This is a genomic window from Salimicrobium humidisoli (assembly GCF_002295105.1).
Classification (GTDB): domain Bacteria; phylum Bacillota; class Bacilli; order Bacillales; family Halobacillaceae; genus Salimicrobium; species Salimicrobium humidisoli.
On record NZ_NSGH01000011.1, the window covers coordinates 29,661 to 52,021 of the forward strand.

The window sequence follows — 22,361 nt, forward strand, 5'->3', positions numbered from 1 at the left end:
TAAGTGGAAAGCGAATTATTCAATCATAAAGGTGGAGGAATCATGCCAGAACTAAGAAATTATATGAACACCGAAGTAGTAGCTTGCGAGGCATCCGACACTTTGACAACGATAGCAAAACGGATGAAAGAAGAAGAAGTAGGCTTTGTCGTCATTACAGAACAGGATAAGTACGCAGGCGTAATTACGGATCGTGATATCGTAGTGAACGGTCTCGCCAAAGGATCTGCGGAAAACGTGAAAGCCTCTGACATCATGACGGACAAAGTCGTTACGGCTACTTCTGATATGGAAGTGCAGGAAGCCGCACGTCTCATGCAGGATCACCAAATCCGCCGTCTGCTTGTAGTAGATGAAGATAAAGTGAGCGGTGTCGTAAGTATCGGTGATATCGGACTGCAGGGATCCGATGAGATTGCAGGCTATATCATGGGTGAACTATCCAAAGGCTCAGCTAACAACTGAGTTCAAACAAAAAGCTGAGACAGGGCTCTCCCTCCCTCGTCTCAGCTTTTTTACGTCTGCATCCGGCGTTTTGCCTCCCAGTACAGCATCTGAATAAATTTCTTCGTATCCACTCTTATTCTGTATCTCTTCTCTTTCTCAAGCTCCATCATCTTCTTCCGTACCTGTTCATAGTCGAAAAAGGTCGAAGCGTATTTACTGAATACAGGGTTGCTGAAATCATCCAGTCCGACCGAGGCGATGTGCGAAATCCCCTGATGCACAGCCCGCCGGACACGCTGTTCCGCTGCTTTCACTTCCCGCTGCAGGCCGGGCTGTTTTTCCCCCTCTTTCATCTTGACGGCAGCCGCTTTCTGATAAACATTTTTCAGGGAGGTGATTTCTTCTCCTCCTGCTATGTTATTCTGATCCAGATAATAGATGATATCCAGCAGATCCCTGGAGCCGTTCTCCCCGACCATTCCGAGTTCTACCAGCACTTTGTACCCTTCTTCCTTAATGCTTTTAGAAGGAGCCGGAACCCCTGCTCCGCCACTTTTTCCCGTTACCGCATGCAGGGACTGCTGAATACTTTCTATGGATCGCTCCAGTACCAGTCTTTCGTTAACTTTTTTCAAAATGTTGACCACTTCGATCCGGTTCAACGGTTTCGTAATGTAGTATTCGATACCGAGCGAATACGCTTCTCCTATCAGATCTTTACTCTCCATCTGGGATATCATCACCGTTTTCCCCGTATAGCTTCCACTGATTTCTCGCATCGTCTCTATGCCGTCTCTTTCCTGCATCAGAAGATCAATCAGCAGAATGTCCACCTGGTGAGCCTCAAGCAGTGCAGCATCCACCTCCCGGCCGTCGGTTCTCTCCCCGGCTACCGTTCCGAGATCCGCATCCTCTATCATTTCGGCGAGCATGGCCCTCACCGATATATCGTCATCCACGATGAAGTAATTCATTGTCACTCCCCATTTCCATTAATTTTTCTTCAGGAATCCGAATAAAAAAAGAAGTTCCCTGTACTGACGGAAGCAATCGGATTCTCCCTTCCATTTTTTTCACGACCTCCCGTACGTAGGACAGCCCTATCCCTGTAGAGGGGGCACCGGCAGAATCGAACTTGGACGTATAGCCCTCTTCAAAAACGACCTCCTCCATCCTTTCAGGGATGCCCGGTCCGTTATCGGAAATCGTTACTTCCAGATGATTTTCTTTCCTTTCCACCATCATTTCCACGTTTCCTTCCCCTTCGATGGCTTCTACGGCATTGGAGATGAGGTTATTCAGTACGGAAAGGAGTACGTAGGTAGGGTACCGGTTCTCCCCCGTCTTATTACTGAGAGTGAAACGTACGTCTTTTCGAAGAAGCTCAGCATAAGCAGCATTGGACTTTTTCAGTATGTCTCCTATTTCTTCCATACTCAGCCAGGAAGTATCACTTTCCCTTGCAATCACGTTCGATAACCCGGCGTAGATCCGCTGGTTATCTTTTTTTATTTCGTGCACTTTATTCGCTATGACAAGCAGAGAGGAAGACTCCTCCCTTCCGCTTTCCTCTTTCATATTCCGGTAAAGCTCGTAACTCTCTTTCGTAACCGTTTCGGCATCCCGCATCGTTTTGGACAGATGAACGGCCTCCGTGTACAGACCGGACAACACCATCATCATATGCTCCTTCTGCTTTTTCTGCTGCAGTTCTTCCGTTTTCGCCTGTTTATACAGCAGAATGTTGAAAAAACCAAGCACGAAAAAACTGCGGATAAAAGCGACTTCCAGCAACAGCCCTATCGTTCCGAAATTCACCGGCTGGTTCATAACTCCGCTTCGCAGCAAGATCTCGGCCGTACTTGCCATAATCTCCAGGGAAACACCCAACAGTCCGACGACGATAGGTTTATGGTAGTACTTTGAAACCTTCAGGAAACGGAACAGCAGGCCGTAGGTGAGATAGTAAAAGAATACCGGAAAGTGGGTAAGGAACGCTTCCTCAAGCGGAACGGCGCCCCCGTACATATCCAGTCCCGTCCGGAACAGGACGACGGACGTCGCCACTGCCAGCGTCAGGGTGACCTGGCGCAGATTCGCCCTCCACAACAGAAAAAAGAAGAACAGGGGGGTCCCGAAACTTACCCGGAAACTTCCTTCGAACGGATAAAACTTGAGTTCTCCGGCCAGCGGTACCATCACAATAACCATTATAACAATCAGCAGTTTCTTTTTAATCATCAGGGTCTCTCCTTCAAAAATTCACGGATTTATTTGTATGTATGCGTAGGTTTCTGTATGTATCCGTAGGTATGCGCTTACATTGTGTATTACATATTGACTGGAGGGTTGTTATGAAAAATAATCTCGTATTCCAAATATTCATCGCTTTCTTTTTAGCAATTGTTCTCGGCGTTTTCGTCGGACCTGATATACAAGTAGTACAGCCGCTCGGGGATCTTTTCCTCAGACTTATTAAATTTATCATTGTTCCCCTCGTTCTGTCTTCCCTTGTAGTCGGAGTCGCCAGTACCGGGGATCTGAAAGAGCTCGGGAACCTGAGTTTCAAAACGGTTTCCTATTATATGGTGACGACAGCGGTCGCCATCTCCATCGGGCTTCTGAGCGGAAATCTGTTCTCTCCCGGAACCGGAGTCGATATTGAAGTTCCGGAAGGGGAACAGGTCGCTGCCCAGGAGACTCCCGGTATTAAAGAGACGCTGCTGAACATTGTGCCGACCAACCCGGTTGCCGCACTTACGGAAGGCAACATGCTGCAGGTGATCTTCTTTGCCATCTTCCTCGGGATCGGCATCACGATGGCAGGTGAGAAAGCCCGTACGCTTTATCAAATATTCGATCAGCTGGCGGAAGTCATGTATAAAATCACCGGTGTCGTGATGAGATTCGCACCCATCGGTATATTCGGCCTTATCGCACCTACCGTCGGGGAGTACGGTGTGTCCGTACTGTGGCCTTTATTCAAAGTCATTCTCGCGCTGCTCGTCGGCTCACTCGTGCACGTACTGCTCGTCTACTCGTTCTCCGTGAAAGTTTTCGGCAAGATGAGTCCCGTCACTTTCTTCAAGGAACTGATTCCGGTCATTATGGTGGCTTTCAGTACGTCCAGCAGCTCGGGAACTTTGCCTATGACAATCAAGTATTCCGAAGAAAAATTAAAAGTACCGCAAAAAATCAGCAGTTTCGTTCTGCCGCTCGGCGCGACCATCAATATGAACGGTACAGCCCTGTATCAGGGTGTCTGCGTGCTGTTCGTCGCTCAGTACTTTGGAATGGAGCTGACTTTGATCGATCAGCTCACCGTCGTGCTGACCGCCACACTGGCTTCCATCGGAACCGCCGGCGTCCCGAGTGCCGGACTTATTATGCTGTCGATGGTTATGACTTCCATCGGTCTGCCACTCGAAGGTATAGCACTGCTCGCAGGAATCGACCGTATTCTGGATATGATCAGAACTTCCGTGAACGTTCTCGGGGATGCATCAGCCGCAGTCGTTGTAAGCCCATCTGACAGGAACCGCCCCGATGTTCTGGAAGACGAAGAAAACTATACAACAGCCCACTACGGGTAATAAGAATCCACACGGAAAGGAAAGATACCATGAACCGTTTATATCGTACAGAAACAGACTCTATCGGGGAAAAAGAGATTCCCGCCGAAGCTTATTACGGCATCCAGACGCTGCGTGCCAAAGAGAACTTCCCGATTACGGGGTACAACCTCGATGATTCCATGATTACGGCCGTGGCTATGGTTAAAAAAGCGGCAGCTATGGCGAACAGGGACGCCGGTCACCTCCCTCTTCACATAAGCGAAGCTATCATCGGGGCTGCCGATGAACTGCTGGAAGGCTTTCACCATGACCAGTTTCTCGTAGATCCTATCCAGGGCGGGGCCGGTACTTCCGTGAATATGAATGCGAACGAAGTTATCGCAAACCGGGCTCTTGAAATCGCGGGACGGGACAAAGGCGACTACGATTATATCAATCCCAATAATCATGTGAACATGGCACAGTCGACCAACGACGTCTTCCCTACTACGATGCATATCGCTGCTGTAACCGGGATGACCCGGCTGGAACAGACGATGGAAACGATGGCGGATACATTCGGCAAGAAGGCGGCCGATTTCGATCACATCATTAAAGTGGGACGAACGCACCTGCAGGACGCCGTTCCGATCCGGCTCGGGCAGGAACTGAAAAGCTACCAGCGGGTAATCGAGCGTGACCTCAACCGGATCAGACGCTCCAAAGATAATCTGTTCGAAATCAACATGGGGGCAACAGCGGTCGGTACCGGTCTGAACGCCGACCCGGTATATACGAAGCTCGTAGTGGAGTATCTCGCTGACATCAGCGGACTTCCGCTCAGGGCAGCAGAGAACCTGGTGGACACCACCCAGAACACCGATGCTTACACGGAAGTTTCCTCTGCTTTGAAAAACACTATGACGAGCATGTCCAAAATAGCGAATGATTTTCGTCTGATGGCCTCCGGGCCGAGAACCGGACTGAGCGAAATCACTTTGCCGGCCAGACAGCCGGGCTCGTCCATTATGCCCGGAAAAGTGAACCCGGTCATGCCGGAAGTCATTAACCAGATCGCTTTTCAGGTTATGGGAAATGACCACACCGTGAGCATGGCCTCAGAAGCCGGGCAGCTGGAACTGAACGTCATGGAACCGGTCATGATTTTCAACCTGCTTGAATCCATCACTATTATGAACAACGGGTTCGGTGTTTTTACGGATCTGTGTCTGAAAGATCTGCAGGCGAACGAAGAAGTACTCCGGGAGAACGTGGAGAAAAGCCTCGGAATCATTACGGCTTTAAGCCCGCACATCGGTTATGAACGCTCTTCACAAATCGCCCAGGAAGGCATCAGAACCGGCAAAACAGTGCGCACCCTCTGTATGGAGTATGAGGTTTTGAATTACGAAGACCTGGAAATCATTCTCGATAGCTACGAGATGACCTACCCGGGTATTGCAGGAGCACACCTGAAAGAAGAAATGACAGTCTGATACGAAAGCTTCACAGGGACGCACTCCGGCGTCCCTTTTTTTACGGAAGGAACACGGCCGGATCTTTCCCGTTTTTTTGAAATTTCTAAAAATCATTGACATTCCTTTTCTCCTCCCGGTAGAATAAACGTTAATTTCATACAAATCTTATCAAGAGCGGTGGAGGAATCTGGTCCTTTGATCCCGCGGCAACCTGTTTGTAAAGAACAAGGTGCTCCTTCCAGCAGACACTTTCTGTCTGAAAGATAAGAGCAGGGACGTTCAGGTGAACCCTTCTATTTTTCTTACGGAAAAGTGGAAGGGTTCTTTTTGTATGTACAGATATGCAAAGGAGGAGACGAAATGAATTCTTACGGAGTATGGGTCATTACACTGGCGCTGCTGTATACGCTCGCTTTGATCATCGCCGGCAACGTGGCGAAACGGAAAGCCGGCAGGGGCGAGCAGTATTTCATAGGAGGACGGACGTTCAAGTGGTGGACGGTCGCTTTTTGTATCACCGGACTTTTCTCGGGGTCGACATACATATCGATCGTGGAACTTTCGTATCTTACGGGAATCTCAGCTATATGGTACGGGGTCGCAGAAACACTGCAGGTCCTGTTGATCGCTCTTTTGCTCATAAAATCGTTCCGGGAGAAATTGATCGTCACCATCACCGGATTGATAGGTGATCAGTTCGGCAGACGGGCCAAAGCGTTATCCGGGGCCATTACGGCCTTCGCTTTCCCGATGTGGTCGGTGGCCACGGCCATCGCATTCGCTTCTGCCTTCCACGTCTTCACCGGCGTGTCTCTGTCTTTATCCGTGGCGTTCACGGCCCTGCTTCTATTCGTTTATTTACAGTCAGGCGGCATGTGGGCGGTCGCCTTTACGCAAACGATGAACACCATCGTCTTCGCGATCATGTTTGTAATCGGAGCAGCGGCCTTCTTCATTAATCCGGGCATCTCCGGCCTGCAGCAGCTGGCCATCGACCAGCCCGGGATGTTCGACTGGGGAGGGGCCGGTCTTCAGGTCATTCTCGTGTGGTTCGCCACGTTTCTCGTAAATGTCATTTTAGCCCAGGCCGCTTTTCAGATGGCACTGTCCTGCAGAACACCGGAAGAGGGACAGAAAGGGCTGCTCGTGGCGGAAGCGATGAGCATCCCCTTCATTCTTTTCGGTATTCTTTTCGGGCTCTCGGCGGCTGCAGTCGTACCTGATGCAAGTCTCGGTCTTATCGCACTGCCGCAGTACCTGATGGGGGTCCTTCCCGCTCCTCTGGTCGGGCTGTTCTTCCTCGGTATCTGGGCCTGCGCTCTCGGATGGGGCGCTCCGTGTCAGTTCTCAGGCGCTACAAGTCTCGGAAAAGATGTGGGGAGCGCGATCTTCCCTGACGCTTCTCCCGAAAAGCTGGTCAAGTATACGAAATGGTCATTGCTGTTCCTTACAGGCCTGATGATCGTCTTCGGCTTCCTGCGTACGGAACAGTCGGCCTGGTGGAACGTGCTCGCCTGGACGATGAGAAACTCCGCCACCTTCGCCCCCGTAGTTGCTGCTCTGTTCTGGCCGCTCGTTACAAAAAGGGCTGTCCTCGGTTCGTTGTTCGGGGGTTTCGCAGCAGGTCTGCTCTGGTATCACCTGAGTAACTGGCACCCTTCGGATTTCTTTCTCAATATCCATCCGGTCTGGGTGGGGATGAGCGTCAATATTCTTACCATGGTAGTATTCACTGTCGTTTTCAGTTACGGCACCTGGAAAATATCCATGACTAACCCTGTTAAAAGCAGTGCCGTACTCGGGACGGTCATTGTCCTTCTGGCGGTTAACGGTTATTTTTACGAGACACTTCACGCCGCCGGAGTTATCGGACTTACGCTATTTCTGAATGTACTAGCCTTGTTCATCGGGAGTATCATGTGTATTAAACCAAAATCGACCACAATGGCCGCGAAGAAGGAAGTGGTATCTTAAAAATTATTGAGAACCTTGTCCCCACTACACAGAAACATCCTCCGTTACAAACAAAATCCCCGTCCCGGGTCAATACTCCGGGCGGGGATTCTCTGTTTTCGGAAAGATACTCGTATCTAGTTCGAATTATCATCGAAATGGACGGTATCTTTCAGTTTATTCTTATCGTCCATGGAATTGTTGCTCGCCATTTTTTTAACGAACTCTTTGACGGTTTTGACGTTCACACCTGCTTCCCAGTATTCAGCAACGTCAGGCGTCACTTTTACAAGCACGACGTTCGGGTCTTCCGCCGAAGCATTCAGTACTTTTTCGACGATTTTATTCCAGTACTCTTTCTTCTTCTCCACGTCCTGAACGAATTCTGCCGTACCGCTGATGGAGACATAGGAGCTGCCGGCATAGGCCAGGTTCACCGCAGGGTTATTACCGATGTCCCTGTATTTGTCTGTATCTTTCTCCGTGATAAACCAGAATTCTTCTTCGTCCAGCAATACTTCCTGAGTGTGCATCGGCCGGGAACTAAGTCTTCCTTCCGGAGATACGGTCGTCAGCATCGCCACTTTTTCATCTTTGATCAGTTCTTTGATCTGCTTAAGGGTTTCTTCGTTTTCCGAATGTTTATCAGTCATAATAACTTCCTCCTCCTGGTGCCAGGCATGTTTTGATATCCACCCATACTGTTCCCTGTAGTAGAAGCAGTTACACCTGCTCCCCCAACTTGTACATTACGCTTTTACAGCTGCAAAATGTGGAAGCTATGAAAAACAGAAATAACTATAAAAATGAATGTTAAAAAACACACTGTTGACAATACTTGCATAAATGTTAGAATTTTACTTACAATTTAATACAAATCACTAGGGGTGCCTTTTCAAAAGGCTGAGATCAGAGTACTCGACTTTGAGACCCTCGGAACCTGATACGGTTGATACCGGCGAAGGGAAGTGTACGGACGATATTTTCACTATTCTTTTGTTTAATTATACGTTCAAAGTCACTTTTCTTTTATCAGAAAAGTGACTTTTTTAATTTCAAAAAACGATAAAGGGGGTTCTCAGTGAAACTTAAGCAGCCAGATCAGGACAGTGCAGGAAAAATCCATGTTATATCTACCGGCCGACAGTCCGGTGAAGAATTGATAGGAATAATCGGACAAGTTCTCCCCTATGTGGATGCCGTACATCTCCGGGAAAAAGAGTGGTCCGATAAGCAGACAGTTCGTTTTACCCGGCAGCTTTATTCCAGCGGTGTACCGAGGCATAAACTTATCCTTAACCACCGGGCGAGCATTGCCGACAAGGTGAAAGCTAAAGGCGTACAACTGACTCAAGCAAGTATGGATCAGGCAAAAGTTCGCCGCCTTTATCCGGATTTGATGATAGGCTGCTCCGTACACTCTGTACAGGAAGCTGTCACAGCCTGGCACGCCGGCGCTGATTATTTAGTCTTCGGTCACGTGTTTCCCAGCAGTTCGAAACCCGGATTACCACCTAAAGGTATACGAGAACTTGAAAAAGTCGTTCACCAAGTAGGAGTGCCTATTTTGGCAATCGGCGGGATTACTCCGGAAAACACACGCACCGTGATGGAGGCCGGGGCCAGTGGAGTTGCCGTTCTCTCCGGTGTGCTGCTGGCTGATGATCCTGTTAAAAAAGCGGCGGCCTACAGAGAGGCAGTGCGCAAAGGAGGAGCAGGAAATGTATGACGTTATTATTGCAGGGGGAGGTGTCATCGGCAGTTCGATTGCTTTTCAACTCGCTAAAAGAAAGTATCGTGTGCTCATGATAGAAAAGGACGAAATCGGACAAAAAGCCTCCAGAGCTGCGGCTGGAATGCTGGGGGCGCAAAACGAAGTGGGCCCTGACAGCCCGCTATCCCGAATCGCTCATGAAAGCAGAGAAATGTTCCCCTCTTTAGCCGAAGAACTGAAATGTGTCAGCGGCATAGACATTGAACTAATCCAGAACGGCATAGTCAGAGTCGCCCGTACAGAAGAAGAAGGAAAACATTTAAAACAGGAGAACGAACGCCAGCAACGTTCGGGAGATCATGCAGTATGGCTTCCGCAAAACCGGTTACAGGAGAAAGAACCCCACCTTTCTCACCACTCCGTTACAGGAGGACTCTACATGCCCGGAGATGGCCAGGTCAATGCTCCGGCATTAACGAAAGCACTGGCACATGCAGCTGTTGAATTCGGCGCAGAGATTATGCAACGTACGGAAGTGCTGGATGTTCTGACCGAAAACAGACACGTAATCGGAGTCAAAACAACTTCCGGAAATATTTTGGCACAAAAGGTCATTTCTGCTGGTGGGGTATGGAGCCGGGAACTGTTCGAAAAAACAGGATACACGTTGAATATGTACCCGGTAAAAGGTGAATGTTTCTCCGTTTATCATAAAAAACGTCTGACGACGGCAAGTATATTTTCACCGGGGTGTTATATTGTTCCGAAGGCCCACGACAGGTTCATTATCGGCGCTACACAAAAACCGGACGTTTTGAATAAGTCCGTAAGTGTCGAAGGGCTTCACTCATTAATGGAACGTGCCATCCGTTTAATTCCTGACCTGCAGCATGCGGAATGGGGCGAAGCTTGGAGCGGGCACAGGCCCAAGACACAGACAGGCCTCCCCTATATGGGGGAACACCCGGAAATCGATGGGTTGTGGGTAGCGGCCGGCCATTTTCGCAACGGTGTTTTATTAGCTCCGATAACCGGATCGCTCATGGCGGATTATATTGAAGGAAAACCTGTATATGAACCCTTTAAGCTTCAATGATAAATACGTTAAGGAGGCAATTCTATGGAACTTTTAGTTAATGGCACGATGATGCATTTATCGGACAATATTAAAACAGTTTCCGACGTCATCGATTATTTCACAGCCGATCGGCCGGCAGTCGTTGTTGAACACAATGGAAACATTCTGACTAAGGAAAGTCACTCGACCGTAAATATTAAAGACGGCGACAAAATAGAACTGGTTAATTTTGTAGGAGGTGGTTGACATGTTAACTATCGGTAATAAATCTTTCCACTCCCGCTTACTGCTCGGGACCGGCAAATATCCGGATGTCAATGTTCAAAAACAGGCAGTAGATATATCCGAAACAGAAATACTGACTTTCTCTGTCCGTCGAATGGATATTTTTGAATCTTCCCAACCCAATCTTCTGGAAAAAATCAGTACCAGTAACTACGACCTGTTACCGAATACAGCAGGGGCCTATACAGCCGAAGAAGCTGTGCGAACGGCCAAACTGGCTTATGCCTCCGGTCTTTGTGACATGATTAAAGTGGAAGTGATCGGTGATAAAAAAACGCTGTTGCCGGATCCGGTGGAAACATTGAAAGCTACCGAAGAACTTCTGAAAGAAGGGTTCATCGTCCTACCTTACACCTCCGACGATGTAGTTTTAGCCAGGAAATTGGAAGAACTCGGGGCTCACGCTATCATGCCGGGAGCATCACCAATCGGCTCGGGCCAAGGCATCATTAATCCCCTGAACTTGAGTCTGATCATTGAGCAGTCTCGTGTACCGGTGATTGTAGATGCAGGTATAAGATCTCCACAGGATGCAGTCACGGCCATGGAACTCGGGGCGGATGGTATTTTGTTAAACACAGCTGTGTCCGGATCTCCGAACCCTGTAAAAATGGCTGAGGCCATGAAACTTGCAGTGCAATCGGGGAGACTCGGGTTCGAGGCCGGAAAGATACCAAAAAAACGTTACGCAACTGCGAGTAGTCCGGATGAAGGAATCAGTCTGTGATGGAACAACGTTACTCGAGACAAATATTATTTTCTCCCATCGGCACTGAAGGCCAAAGGAAATTACGGCAAACTCATCTTCTTATCATCGGTGCCGGAGCCCTCGGCACCAGTATTGCAGAAATGTTCACCCGTGCCGGGGCCGGTAAAATAACAATTGCAGACAGAGACTACGTGGAATGGAGCAATCTTCAGCGACAACAGCTTTATACTGAAGAAGACGCACAGAACCGGACGCCGAAAGCTATTGCATTGAAGGAGAAACTGGAAGCTATTAATCGGGATGTAAGAATCGAAGCCCACGTTACGGACGTAACGCCCCGGATTCTGGAAGAGTTCGTCGGCGGAGTAGACTTGATGCTCGACGCTACAGACAATTTCGATATCCGTATGGTTATGAATGACATTTCCCAGAAGCACAGTATCCCCTGGATTTATGGGGCAGTTGTCGGAAGTTACGGCATCAGTTACACAATCATCCCCGGTGAGACCCCGTGCCTCCATTGCATGATGGAACAGATACCGCTCGGCGGTTTGACTTGTGATACGGCGGGCATCATAAGCCCTATCGTTCAACTGGTAACGGCACACCAGGCTGCAGAGGGTTTGAAGATTCTGACCGGGAACCGGGATGCGTTACGCGAGAAACTGATTTCTTTCGATCTATGGAGCAATCAGTACTCTTCTATTGATGTGCAGAGGCTTAAAAATGATAGCTGTTCGTCGTGCGGCGCCTCTCCATCCTACCCGTTCCTCGATTATGAAAACCAGACCAGAACAGCTGTGCTGTGTGGAAGAGATACAGTTCAAATCCGCCCCTCCTCCAAACATAAACCGGATCTGAAGCGCACGGCCGAAGACCTTTCTCCATTGGGTGAGGTGGAACAAAACCCGTTCCTCCTGTCTTTCTCCACTGATGCAAACCGGCTAGTCCTGTTTCAGGATGGACGCGTACTGGTGCATGGCACCAGTGATGTTTCGGAAGCCAGATCCCTTTATCACCGATATTTTGGTTAAGATTAAATGGAGTACTTTCCTCGTTGTTAATCAAATGCAGAGCAGTAACCTTGCAGGTTTATCTGCTACAATTCCTGAAAGTTCCGCAGTCCGGGGTGCACTACCTCCCCGGACTTTTTTATTTGGAAAGTACGTACTACTTCCATCATATCAACTTTTAAACACACAGATTCCTGTGCCGGATTAAACAAGTGGCAGATGAACTTTTCTTTCCTTGTTATAAGTCTCAAGCCACTTCCCGGCTTCTTTTTCCATCCAGCTTCCGAAAGTGTTCAGAAATTCTGTCGTTTCCCGGGCACTTGATAAAGGATTGATCGCGTACCAGAGGGCTTGCCTCATTTCTTTCTCCTTCTCGGGATAATGTTTCGAAAACAATTCATAAGCCGGATATAAATCTCTCGTATACGCCCCCTCCTGCACTATGACAAGCGCTGCGCCCGCTCTCACAATAATCCTCATGATCCATGAACAGCAATCCTCAATATCCTCTATATCTTCATTCCCTTCAAGCTCACGTCTGGCTCTGTCGATCAGAGCAGGCAGATGGAAGAGATGTTCGTTAGCAAGAGAACGGTCGGGTTTGTAATCGGGAAGCTCACTGATAAGGTTTTCCCCGTACACGCATACGCCGTAAGTTTTCAGGATGAACGGTATCATGGAACAGTACTTGTACTCCTTTACTTCCCTGAGGGAACTGAATCCCAGCTCAACACCATTGATAAAAGAATACTTCTCATCGATACTGCGGGTCGCCACTTCTGTCCACTCCAAATCAAGATTTTCAGGATCGGAGTAAGTTACGACTATTACGTCTACATCTGACACACCTTCCACTTCTGCTCCCCTTGGGACGGACCCTCTCAAATAGATACTGTGGACTTCCCCCGGCAAAGCGGACAGGCAGTTTTCATTAATGAGTTCGATGACTTCCCGGAATTTATTATCAATATATGTAAAATCGGCCTGATTGATGATGTATCCGTGAGCGTCCAAAGGACATAAGTTACCTATTTTTTTAATTTCATTCATTTTGTAAGTAATTCCCCCATTTTTTCTCTTCTATACTTCATCTATTCTTTCTCTCTCCAGATTTTCCTGCTCACTTTACACGGAAAACCGTATATCATCCATCAAAGCGGAAAGGTATACAAACAATGTTCAAAAGCTTAAGATATATAAGTCGTTACTTTAGAAAGAGGAGACTGGATTATACATGTTAAAAGCTTATTCCTGGCTGGTTTTCTGCGTCGTCGTGTGGGGCAGCAATTTCGTTTTCGGGAAAATACTTCTGCAGAGTTTCTCCCCCGCATTGCTGACGTCTTTGCGGCTTTTCTTTATTGTGCTGCTGTTGCTCGGTCTGGCGTCCTTCACAAAGAAACGTGTTGATCGTTTAGGTAAAACAGAATGGATAGCGATTTCCGTCTTAGGGGTTATTGGTGTATTTATCAACCAGTGGTCTTTTTTTGTTGGACTGGAAACGGCAGACCCGACAACGTCTGCTCTTATTCTGGCTACGACGCCTATTTTAACCGGCGTTCTGGGTGCCACGTTCCTGAAAGAGAAATTGACGTTCCGTATGCTGCTCGGGTCGGTAATTGCGATTACCGGTATCTTTCTCGTAGTTACGAAAGGAAGTTTTACGGTTTTACAGGTGGATAGAGGACTATTATGGATAGTGTTGACAATGATAACCTTCGCCATAATGATCATAATGACACGCGTGCTCTCGAAACGCATAGACCCGCTCCCTATCACTCTCTATTCCAATATTGTCGGCTTTCTCATATCCATCCCTTTCGTCTTTGTGTGGGACGATCCGATACGATTCGGTGTCACGACTTTCGACTGGGCTTTCCTGATCGGAACCGCGATTACCGTTCACGGAATAGCTACGCTCATATGGAATACGAATATCCGGCAGGTGGATGCTTCCAAAGCTTCCATCTTATCGAACCTGGAGCCGTTTGTGGCCATGATTACAGGACTCGTACTGCTTCATAAACCCATCACGGATGTTGAAATAGCAGGATCTCTACTTATAGTGGGCGGTGTCATATTCTCGACCTATCAACGGAAGCGGCGTATCACCGGACAAAGACTTCCCACTCACTAAAACACGAAGACACCGGATACCAGGATGCCTTCGTGTTTTTTCTGTATACATAAAGTTTTTTTGTAACGTTTCCCTTCTTACATTACCGACCTTTTCACTCTGCTCTCCAGCTCCTCCTCAGCTTCAGTCTCGTCCTCTACCCTCACCGGTTTCTTCGACCAGAAGGTGGCCAGAATCGGACCGGAAATATTGTGCCAAACGGCCGCGACCACGTTCGGTAAAGCTGCGAGAGGGCCGAAGTGTGCCGTAGCGAGTGCTACGCCTAGTCCGGAGTTTTGCATACCTACTTCAATGGAGATGGCACGCCGTTTACTCTCATCGAGCCTCATCAACACAGCCACTCCGTAGCCGAGCATAAGCCCGAACAGGTTGTGCAGCATCACTGCTACGAATATCTGCAGTCCGGAACTTGTAATACTCTCCACGTTTGCAGCTACTACCGCACAGACGATGGTAATGATCGCCAGTACGGAAATGAGCGGAACAGCCGTAGCGCTTTTATCCACCGCTTCCGGAAACAGTTTCCTGACGAGAAGGCCAAGCGTAATGGGAACGATGATGACCTGCACGATCGACAGAAACATCGAAACAGGGTCCACCGGCAGCCACTGGCCTGCAAGCATCAGTAAGATGGCAGGTGTCAGAATCGGGGCCAGCAGTGTCGAGAAGGAAGTCATGGCGACCGACAGTGCCAGGTTCCCTTTGGCGAGATATACCATTACGTTCGATGCCGTGCCTCCCGGAACAGAGCCGAGCAGGACAAGGCCGGCCGCCAGCTCTGCCGGTAAGTTGAGCAAATAAGCGATTCCGAGTGCCGTCAGCGGCATAAGTACGTACTGGGCCGCCACACCGGCAATCACCGGGAGCGGTTTTTTCATGACCAGTTTAAAATCGACCGGCTGCATCGTAAGACCGATGCCGAACATGACTACTCCAAGCAGAATGGTTATATACGCCCCGAGGCCGAGAAAGACTCCCGGTACAAAAAAAGATATAAGAGCGGCTGCTATGACCCACAGCGCAAAATATTTTCCGGCGACGTGACTGATGGACTCGATCACCTTCATTGTCCGTTCCCCCTTCCGCTATGAATAAGTTTACCGGGATTCATAATCCCTTCAGGATCGAGCGCTTCTTTAATCGCCTTCATGACAGCAAGGGCTTTTCCGTGCTCTCTTTCCTGATATTTCATTTTCCCTTTTCCGACGCCGTGCTCCCCGGTACAGGTGCCTCCGCGAGCCAGGGCGTATTCCACGATCTCTTCATTGAACATTTCAGCCTTCCTGCGTTCTTCCTCTTTATCCATATCAATCATGAGAAGGGCGTGATAGTTTCCGTCGCCGACATGTCCGAGGATCCCTCCATTAAGACCCAGCTCCGTCATCTTTTCTCTGCCGTGCCGGATGGCCCCGCCGAGCTCCGATATCGGAAGACATACGTCCGTAACCATCATTTTTTTGCCCGGGCTGTCATGGATGTAGGCATAGGCGAGATTGTGACGCGCTTCCCAGAGCTTCACGCGGGCCGCATTATCTTTTTCGAAATCAATGGCTTCACACTTATGACTCGATACGATCTCTTCCATAAAAGCGACGTCCTCCTGCAACCCCGCTTCGTTTCCGTGGAATTCAAGGAACAGTGTCGCCTTTTCTATGTAATCCGTATCATTGAACCGGTTCACCTGCCGGATCGAGGCTTCATCCAGCAGTTCCACACGGGCAACCGGAACCCCTGCCTGCAGCATGGAAATCACTGCCCCCACCGCATAATCGATGGTCGGGAAAGAAGCTCTCGCGGCCATGACATGTTCGGGGATGCCGTACACTCTGAGCGTCAGTTCCGTAATACAGCCGAGTGTTCCTTCGGAGCCTACATAAAGACTGGTGAGATTATAGCCGGAGGATGACTTTCTGGCAAGGCTCCCGGTATGAATAACGTCTCCGCCCGGTGTAACGACTTCCAGATCCTGGACCTGGTCTTTCATCACTCCGTATTTCACGGAAGTAGTCCCGCTTGCGTTCGTCGCGGCCATACCGCCGAGCGTAGCATCGGCTCCCGGGTCCACAGAGAAGAACAGCCCGTATTTTTTCAGTTCTTTATTCAGCTGTGACCTCGTCACCCCGGGCTGCACTTTCACGAGGAAGTCCTTGTCCCGCACTTCCGTCACTCTATTCATGGAGGAAAAGTCGATCGTAATCCCCTTATCATAAGCGATCACATTCCCCTCAAGACTCGATCCCAGTCCGAACGGAATGACCGGGACTCCTGAAGTTTCAGCTGCTTTCATAATTTGACTTACTTCCTCCGCGTTCTCCGGAAAAACGACGAGATCGGGGAGACTCCCCTCGTGGTAAGATTCATCTTTGCTATGATTGGCGAGTACCGTATCGTTCGCACTCACCTGATCATCTCTTAAAAACTTCAGCAGCTCTTCCTGCAGCGTTGCCGGGTATGTAGTCATGTTCTAAGGCTCCTTTCACATGTTCAGATTAAACTGTTACATCAGATTATCACAATTATCTGAAAAATGGAACGGGACTTATACACTTCCATGAAGTTTTCTGATAGTACCGCTGCTGCATTTTTTCATAAAAAACTTTCCACCCGCTCGTACGGATGGAAAGTCTTTGGTCTATTACAGTTGTTTGGCTCGTTGTACTACTTTTTACGTCTGATACCGATTACCCGTCCGGCTTCTCCGGGGACCCCAAAAGGCGTATGATGTTCTGCGAATACCTTAAGCTGTGCAGCCACCTCTTCCGGAAAAGGGGCCGGCCGGCCTTCGCTCTGGTCCATACCCATCAGCATCTGCTCACTCGTAGCGGCTCTTTTGCCATTTTCCCCGTAAAGCTCGAGAAACGCATGCACACGCTTTGCATCGTAATCCAGAATATACATCTGTACCTCGTACGCTTCCTCATGATGCATTTCGTCGAGATAACATACGTGGTTTTCCAGTGTATATATCGTATATTGATGCTTCCCGCGGGCTTCTTCGTCCAGCCCGATTACATTCATGAACTCATCGACGCCGATGCTGAAAGCACGAACGTAGTCGGCGTCGTTCATATGTCCGTTGTAGTCGATCCAGTCGGCAGATACTTTAGACGTAATGAGGGTTTTGGCTTCACTCATGTCTTATCCCCTCCCTGCATAGCTTCTTTGCTGTCCCCGGTCGTCAGGTTGGCACCCGGCCAGTATTTTTCCAGCAGCTGCTGAAGTTCCACGAGGAAGTCGTCCCGTCGTTCTTCCATTTTCTGCATATCCACGTCCCCCGTCTGTGCTTCACAGCCGGTGATGACTTTCTCCGCCAGCTCATCCGTAAGCTCCGGTGCTTCCAGTTTGGTCCACGGTAATTTCAAAGCCGGGCCGAACTGATGCAGAAGATGACGCATGCCGGCTTTTCCGCCGCCCATATGGAGGGTCATGAACGGTCCCATCAGCGCCCAGCGGAGCCCCGGCCCGTAAACGATGGAAGCATCCACTTCTTCGGTCGTAGCCACACCGTCGTTAACGATATGGAGCGCTTCACGCCAGACCGCTTCCATCAGACGATCGGCTATGTGACCTTCTATTTCCTGATGAACGATGAGCGGTTTCATACCGAGACCGTCATAAAATTCCCGGGCTCCTTCGACAAAACTGTCAGCCGTTTTATTACCGCCGACCAGTTCGACCAGCGGCATGAGATATACCGGATTGAATGGGTGACCTACCATCACTCTTTCCGGGTGGTGCGTACAGTCCGCCTGAAGTACAGACGGTAAAATGCCCGACGTACTGGAAGAAATGACGGCATGCTTCGGTGCATGTTCGTCGATGGAGGCGATAACGTTCCTTTTCAGCTCTTCCCGTTCCGGAACGTTTTCCTGGACGAAGTCCGCATGAGCCAGAGCTTTCCCGAGATCCTCTTCAAACGTAAGGTTATTCTCTGAAGCACCTTCTTTAAGTCCCAGTTTCCCGGCATAGTCCCAGGCACTCCGGACCGCTTCCCTCGTTTTCTCTTCTGCACCCGGAGCAGGGTCATAAGCCGTTACCTTATACCCGTTAACCAGAAAGCGGGTGATCCAGCCGTTGCCGATGACACCGGTCCCTATGACGGTGATGTGTGTAACTGGTGATGACATTGTATTACCCCCTCTTTGCGTATGGATCGAGCAGATTAAGTTCCTTACGGGCTTCCGCCGGTGTCATCAGATCAGCACCAAGCGTTTCCACGATTCCCGCTGCTTTATCGACAAGCTGCTCATTCGTCGCAAGCTGACCTTTTTTCAGATAGAGATTATCCTCAAGGCCCACACGGATGTGTCCTCCCTGCAATACAGACTCCGCGACCATCGGCATCTGCATCCGGCCGATACCAAAGGAAGCCCAACGGCTGTTCTCCGGTACGCGGCTCTTCATGTAAGCGAGCGTTTCCGCATCGGCTTCTGCACCCCACGGGATCCCGAGGCAAAATTGAAACAGAGGATCTCCGTCAATAAGCCCTTCCTTGATCAGCTGGTTGGCAAAGCGCACGTGGCCGGTGTCGAAACATTCAAGCTCAGGTTTCACACCGCTCTCCTGTACGAGTTTGGCCTGACGGCGCAGCCAGTCTGTCGGACCGACGTACAGCATGTTTCCGAAGTTGGTACTTCCGCAGTCCAGGGTGCACATTTCCGGAAGAAGTTTACCGATCGGTTCATGACGTTCTTCCGGCGTCTGCATGTCCGTCCCTTCTCCACCGCGGGTCGGATCTGCATCACTCGGTACCCAGTCACCGCCGCCGCCGGAAGTGAGGTTGATGATGATATCCGTTTCCGATTCACGGATACGTTCCACCGTTTCGCGGAACAGCTCCACATCATGACTGAGAGCTCCCGTTTTCGGATCACGCACGTGAATATGGGCTATAGTGGCCCCTGCTTTCGCCGCCTTAATCGCCGAATCCGCAATTTCTTTCGGTGTTACGGGTACGTCCGGGTTTTTTCCGGTAGTATCTCCTGCTCCTGTCAGTGCACACGACATCATAACTTTACGACTCATTTACATCGCCTCCTGTTGTTTTTGGTACATGTTTAAATATTTCACCACTTTCGAAAAAGTGGGTAACACGACGGATCCAGTCATAATATTCGGTCCATCGATGAAGTTCTTCCAATAACTCATTGATTGCTTTTTCGTCATCTTCCGTCAGGTCGGACTGCTGCCGTATTTCTTCTATCTTCTTGTTGATCCGTTCCTCAAAATGACGGCTTCGGGTGCTGGCCTTCTGCCAGGTCGAGGTGAAAATCGAAATGAACGTTTCATAGTAGTCTTCTTCGACCTGATACAAATCTTTGCGTACCCCTTTCTGGAAGACCCGTTCCGCAATGTTCATATCTATCATCTCGCGGACTACCTGACTCATCCTCGTCTTGCTCATCCCCATTTCCGCCGACAGTTCATCGAGGGTCATCGGTTCGTGATTCATATAGATAATTCCAAGAACGCGGCCAAGACTTGTCGGGGCACCGAAAGCATTCATATTATCAGCTATCTTTTCCACGAACTGTGTTCTTATTTCCTCTATTTTTTTATTCTCGTTCTCCATTTTCCATCCACCCTTTTCACCTGTGTTAACTGAACAATACCACAGCCGGTGCCGTTTCCAAACAGAAGCCGGTACCTGTTTAACGTTCAACAGGCAAATAGATGGCTGAAGCTCTTTCCGGCCCGCTATATATGAACTCGGTCGCCTTTTCCCCGTGCGCGGCGGTCCTTGTCGTCTGACCGTTATTCAGATTCACGTCGTAATGAGGGGCGTTCGAAGCCGACAGGTCGATCCGTAACCGGTGCCCCGCCTTCACCTCATGAGCTGTGACCCCGACGCTCAGATTCATTTCGGCCGGTTCATGTGGTACGACGCGCTCCCGGTGATACGTCTCGGTGATATTCCAGGCCCGCCCTGACTCATCCACTTCGGACAGCCGGATGAACACATCGAATAATTCGGAAGGTGCTTCTCCCCACAGTCGCGCTTTGACTTCTCCCATAATAAGCTTTTTCTCTTTGAGAGGTTCGCTCGTATAAACGAGAACGTCCGGCCGCGTCTGCAATCCGGAGATATCGAACATTCCGGACTCGTTGCCGGCAACGAGAGCACTCCCTCCGTAAGTGGGGACGGGAGCCCCGGGGTCCAGAAGCATATGGTGAGGAAGGTGTTGCTGATCTTTCTCCTTACCAAGTCCGCCTCCCCCTTCAGCCGCTGACAGTTCGTGAGACCCTTTCAGAAAAAATGTTTCTGCCTCCCTGCCATGCGGCATGGACGGAAAGGATTGCCACTTGTCGCTCCCAGTGACGTACAGGTTCACTTTTTCTTTTGCTCGAACCGGCTTTGATTTCAGCCAGTGATCGAACCATTCAATATGCAGCTCTGTCGTATCCTCAATACGCTCAGTCCCGATTTGTTTCTCCGCTCCTTCAAAAAAGACTTCGCCGGCCCTTCCCGTCATCTCTTCATGCGTCCAGGGTCCGATCCAGAGCGATTTTTCTCCGTTATAGGCCTGATAAGCCGAAAGAGTCGACGGGAGAAGGGCGTCATACCAGCCGCCCATGAATAGAGCGGGTACCGTAGCCGACTGCAGAGCCTGTCGCAGGTCAGCTTCTTTTACTATCGCAGACGGGACACGGCGCTGCATTACTTCAAAAAAATACGAGTCCGGATCAAGATCCTGCACAGGTCCCCATGTTTCAGCAGGGGAGTCATACAGATAATCCGGCAGGTTCTCGAGATAATGCCGAAGTTTTTCTTCATCCAGTGTACCTTTCCGTCTCAGATGGTCCTCTATCATTGAACCGAGCACCCAGGTCTCGAATTTTCCGGTCGCGGAAACTGTATCCGAATCATTCAGAAGTCCCTCCCAAGGGTCAGCCATCGTCATGACGGGGGCTATCGCCCGCAAGGATGGAGGATGCCCGGAAGCCGCCGCCAGTTGCGTATAACCGTGATAAGACATCCCGAACATGCCCACCCGGCCATCGGAGAAAGGGAGGCGCGCCGCCCATTCCACCGCATCATACCCGTCCTTCCCTTCATGGACGAACGGATAGAACTCTCCGCCGGAGGCGAATCGGCCGCGGACATCCTGCAGAATCACGACATACCCGGCCTCCACCATTCGGGGTACAGACAAATATTCTTCGAAATATCTCGGCGTCTCTTTGTCATAGGGAAGACGCATCATTAATACGGGGTGCTGCTCCTCATCGTCAGGCCGGTAAACATCGGCCCGAAGTACTTCTCCGTCCGAAAGCGTGCACGCTGCGTTCTTCTCAATAATCATCGTCCGCCTCCTCCCACTGCTGTTTTCGTTCAAACTTCCGGGATCAGTTGTTATTAGCCGGCTGAAGTTTCCGCTCGATTCCTCCGAGAACCAGGTCGGCGACGATGGCCATGACAGCTGTCGGGACAGCCCCGGCGAGAATGATCGCAGTGCCGTTGGTGGCGTTGGTTCCTGTAAGGATGATGGCTCCGAGGCCCCCGGCGCCTACGAAAGCTCCGATAGCTGCAATTCCGATACCGATGACGAGAGCCGTCCGGAGACCGGCCATAATCACACTGATCGCCAGTGGCAGTTCGACCATCCGCAGCAGCTGAAAACGGGTCATACCGGAAGCATATCCGGCCTCGATGACTGTCTGATCGACATCTTTAATACCGACATATGTATTCTGGGTAATCGGCAGAATAGAATAAAGCATCAGCGTTACGATCGCAGTGTTAGTTCCAAGTCCCATAAAAATCATGAGAACCGCCATAGCCCCGAGTGCCGGAATGGTCTGGATCATACTGCCGACGGCCAGTACCCAGCTGCTGAGCCGGCCGTACCTGGCAATCAGAATGCCAAGAGGGATGGAGAAAATTGCCGCAAACAGAACACCGTAGGCCGCCATCAGAAAGTGACGATAAAACTGGGTCCAGATATATCCACTGTTCTGCAGGGTATAATCGATGAATTCAACAATCGTTTCCATA

General features: G+C 49.8%; 22 protein-coding genes and 2 riboswitches. Of the genes, 10 read left to right on the forward strand and 12 right to left on the reverse strand.

The annotated features are described in order from the left end of the window. Nucleotides 1-42 precede the first annotated feature (42 nt). Complete coding sequence (locus CKW00_RS08145) at nt 43-465, forward strand: CBS domain-containing protein (RefSeq protein ID WP_095822168.1); 423 nt, start codon at nt 43-45, stop codon at nt 463-465. A gap of 50 nt (nt 466-515) precedes the next feature. On the opposite strand, the gene CKW00_RS08150 is transcribed toward CKW00_RS08145, so the two are convergent. Both CKW00_RS08150 and CKW00_RS08155 read right to left on the reverse strand, forming a co-directional pair. After that, nucleotides 516-1,421 (reverse strand): response regulator, encoded by a 906-nt coding sequence (locus CKW00_RS08150; protein WP_095822169.1) that lies wholly within the window; start codon nt 1,419-1,421, stop codon nt 516-518. Beyond that, nucleotides 1,399-2,688, reverse strand: a complete 1,290-nt coding sequence (locus CKW00_RS08155) for an ATP-binding protein (RefSeq protein ID WP_095822170.1) — start codon at nt 2,686-2,688, stop codon at nt 1,399-1,401. Before CKW00_RS08155 ends, CKW00_RS08150 begins: the two co-directional genes overlap by 23 nt. A gap of 113 nt (nt 2,689-2,801) precedes the next feature. Here CKW00_RS08155 and CKW00_RS08160 point away from each other — a divergent pair, with 113 nt between their 5' ends. The 3 genes from CKW00_RS08160 (at nt 2,802) to CKW00_RS08170 (ending at nt 7,453) form a co-directional block, all read left to right on the forward strand. After that, entirely contained in the window at nt 2,802-4,040 is a 1,239-nt protein-coding gene (locus CKW00_RS08160; protein ID WP_095822171.1) for a dicarboxylate/amino acid:cation symporter, read from the forward strand. Between the two features lie 29 nt (nt 4,041-4,069). After that, entirely contained in the window at nt 4,070-5,497 is a 1,428-nt protein-coding gene (aspA, locus tag CKW00_RS08165) for an aspartate ammonia-lyase (protein WP_095822172.1), read from the forward strand. A 144-nt stretch (nt 5,498-5,641) separates the two neighbouring features. Then, nucleotides 5,642-5,749, forward strand: a riboswitch (SAM riboswitch). Between the two features lie 90 nt (nt 5,750-5,839). Further along, a complete protein-coding gene (locus CKW00_RS08170; protein ID WP_095822173.1) occupies nt 5,840-7,453 on the forward strand; it encodes a sodium:solute symporter family protein in 1,614 nt (537 codons plus the stop codon). Nucleotides 7,454-7,569: 116 nt separating this feature from the next. Here CKW00_RS08170 and CKW00_RS08175 read toward each other — a convergent pair whose 3' ends face one another. Further along, a complete protein-coding gene (locus CKW00_RS08175) occupies nt 7,570-8,085 on the reverse strand; it encodes a pyridoxamine 5'-phosphate oxidase family protein (protein WP_095822174.1) in 516 nt (171 codons plus the stop codon). A 220-nt stretch (nt 8,086-8,305) separates the two neighbouring features. Continuing rightward, nucleotides 8,306-8,416, forward strand: a riboswitch (TPP riboswitch). A gap of 97 nt (nt 8,417-8,513) precedes the next feature. Between CKW00_RS08175 and CKW00_RS08180 the strand changes: the two genes are divergently transcribed. Genes CKW00_RS08180 through CKW00_RS08200 form a run of 5 tightly spaced genes read left to right on the forward strand, consistent with a single transcriptional unit; the run spans nt 8,514 to nt 12,252 of the window. Then, nucleotides 8,514-9,161 (forward strand): thiamine phosphate synthase, encoded by a 648-nt coding sequence (locus CKW00_RS08180; RefSeq protein WP_095822175.1) that lies wholly within the window; start codon nt 8,514-8,516, stop codon nt 9,159-9,161. Continuing rightward, the gene (gene thiO / locus CKW00_RS08185) at nt 9,154-10,242 is read left to right on the forward strand and encodes a glycine oxidase ThiO (protein WP_095822176.1); all 1,089 of its coding nucleotides are present in this window, start codon (nt 9,154-9,156) and stop codon (nt 10,240-10,242) included. Before CKW00_RS08180 ends, thiO begins: the two co-directional genes overlap by 8 nt. A gap of 24 nt (nt 10,243-10,266) precedes the next feature. Continuing rightward, the gene (thiS, locus tag CKW00_RS08190) at nt 10,267-10,470 is read left to right on the forward strand and encodes a sulfur carrier protein ThiS (protein WP_095822177.1); all 204 of its coding nucleotides are present in this window, start codon (nt 10,267-10,269) and stop codon (nt 10,468-10,470) included. A gap of 1 nt (nt 10,471) precedes the next feature. Continuing rightward, nucleotides 10,472-11,236: a thiazole synthase gene (locus CKW00_RS08195; protein ID WP_095822178.1), complete on the forward strand. Its 765-nt coding sequence runs from the start codon at nt 10,472-10,474 to the stop codon at nt 11,234-11,236. Further along, on the forward strand, nt 11,236-12,252 hold the full coding sequence (locus CKW00_RS08200) for a thiazole biosynthesis adenylyltransferase ThiF (protein WP_095822179.1): 1,017 nt from the start codon (nt 11,236-11,238) through the stop codon (nt 12,250-12,252). Before CKW00_RS08195 ends, CKW00_RS08200 begins: the two co-directional genes overlap by 1 nt. A 183-nt stretch (nt 12,253-12,435) precedes the next feature. On the opposite strand, the gene CKW00_RS08205 is transcribed toward CKW00_RS08200, so the two are convergent. After that, the gene (locus tag CKW00_RS08205; protein WP_095822180.1) at nt 12,436-13,281 is read right to left on the reverse strand and encodes a nucleotidyltransferase domain-containing protein; all 846 of its coding nucleotides are present in this window, start codon (nt 13,279-13,281) and stop codon (nt 12,436-12,438) included. 184 nt (nt 13,282-13,465) lie between these two features. On the opposite strand from CKW00_RS08205, the gene CKW00_RS08210 reads away from it, so the two are divergent. Further along, on the forward strand, nt 13,466-14,365 hold the full coding sequence (locus CKW00_RS08210; RefSeq protein ID WP_095822181.1) for a DMT family transporter: 900 nt from the start codon (nt 13,466-13,468) through the stop codon (nt 14,363-14,365). Between the two features lie 77 nt (nt 14,366-14,442). Here CKW00_RS08210 and CKW00_RS08215 read toward each other — a convergent pair whose 3' ends face one another. The 8 genes from CKW00_RS08215 to CKW00_RS08250 all read right to left on the reverse strand — a co-directional run bounded on the left by CKW00_RS08215 (nt 14,443) and on the right by CKW00_RS08250 (nt 22,360). Then, nucleotides 14,443-15,432, reverse strand: a complete 990-nt coding sequence (locus tag CKW00_RS08215) for a bile acid:sodium symporter family protein (RefSeq protein ID WP_095822182.1) — start codon at nt 15,430-15,432, stop codon at nt 14,443-14,445. Beyond that, on the reverse strand, nt 15,429-16,826 hold the full coding sequence (locus CKW00_RS08220; protein WP_095822183.1) for an FAD-binding oxidoreductase: 1,398 nt from the start codon (nt 16,824-16,826) through the stop codon (nt 15,429-15,431). The genes CKW00_RS08215 and CKW00_RS08220 overlap by 4 nt, the downstream gene beginning before the upstream one ends. Nucleotides 16,827-17,023: 197 nt before the next feature. After that, nucleotides 17,024-17,500 carry a thioesterase family protein gene (locus CKW00_RS08225; protein WP_095822184.1) on the reverse strand — a complete coding sequence of 159 codons (477 nt, stop codon included), beginning with the start codon at nt 17,498-17,500 and terminating at the stop codon, nt 17,024-17,026. Further along, entirely contained in the window at nt 17,497-18,492 is a 996-nt protein-coding gene (locus tag CKW00_RS08230) for a 3-hydroxyacyl-CoA dehydrogenase NAD-binding domain-containing protein (RefSeq protein ID WP_095822185.1), read from the reverse strand. The genes CKW00_RS08225 and CKW00_RS08230 overlap by 4 nt, the downstream gene beginning before the upstream one ends. A 4-nt stretch (nt 18,493-18,496) precedes the next feature. Further along, entirely contained in the window at nt 18,497-19,390 is an 894-nt protein-coding gene (locus tag CKW00_RS08235) for a BKACE family enzyme (protein WP_095822186.1), read from the reverse strand. Continuing rightward, nucleotides 19,380-19,937: a GbsR/MarR family transcriptional regulator gene (locus tag CKW00_RS08240; protein ID WP_095822187.1), complete on the reverse strand. Its 558-nt coding sequence runs from the start codon at nt 19,935-19,937 to the stop codon at nt 19,380-19,382. The genes CKW00_RS08235 and CKW00_RS08240 overlap by 11 nt, the downstream gene beginning before the upstream one ends. 79 nt (nt 19,938-20,016) lie before the next feature. Further along, a complete protein-coding gene (locus tag CKW00_RS08245; RefSeq protein ID WP_095822188.1) occupies nt 20,017-21,669 on the reverse strand; it encodes a CocE/NonD family hydrolase in 1,653 nt (550 codons plus the stop codon). A 43-nt stretch (nt 21,670-21,712) separates the two neighbouring features. Then, nucleotides 21,713-22,360 (reverse strand): ABC transporter permease, encoded by a 648-nt coding sequence (locus CKW00_RS08250; RefSeq protein ID WP_095822189.1) that lies wholly within the window; start codon nt 22,358-22,360, stop codon nt 21,713-21,715. Nucleotide 22,361 lies beyond the last annotated feature (1 nt).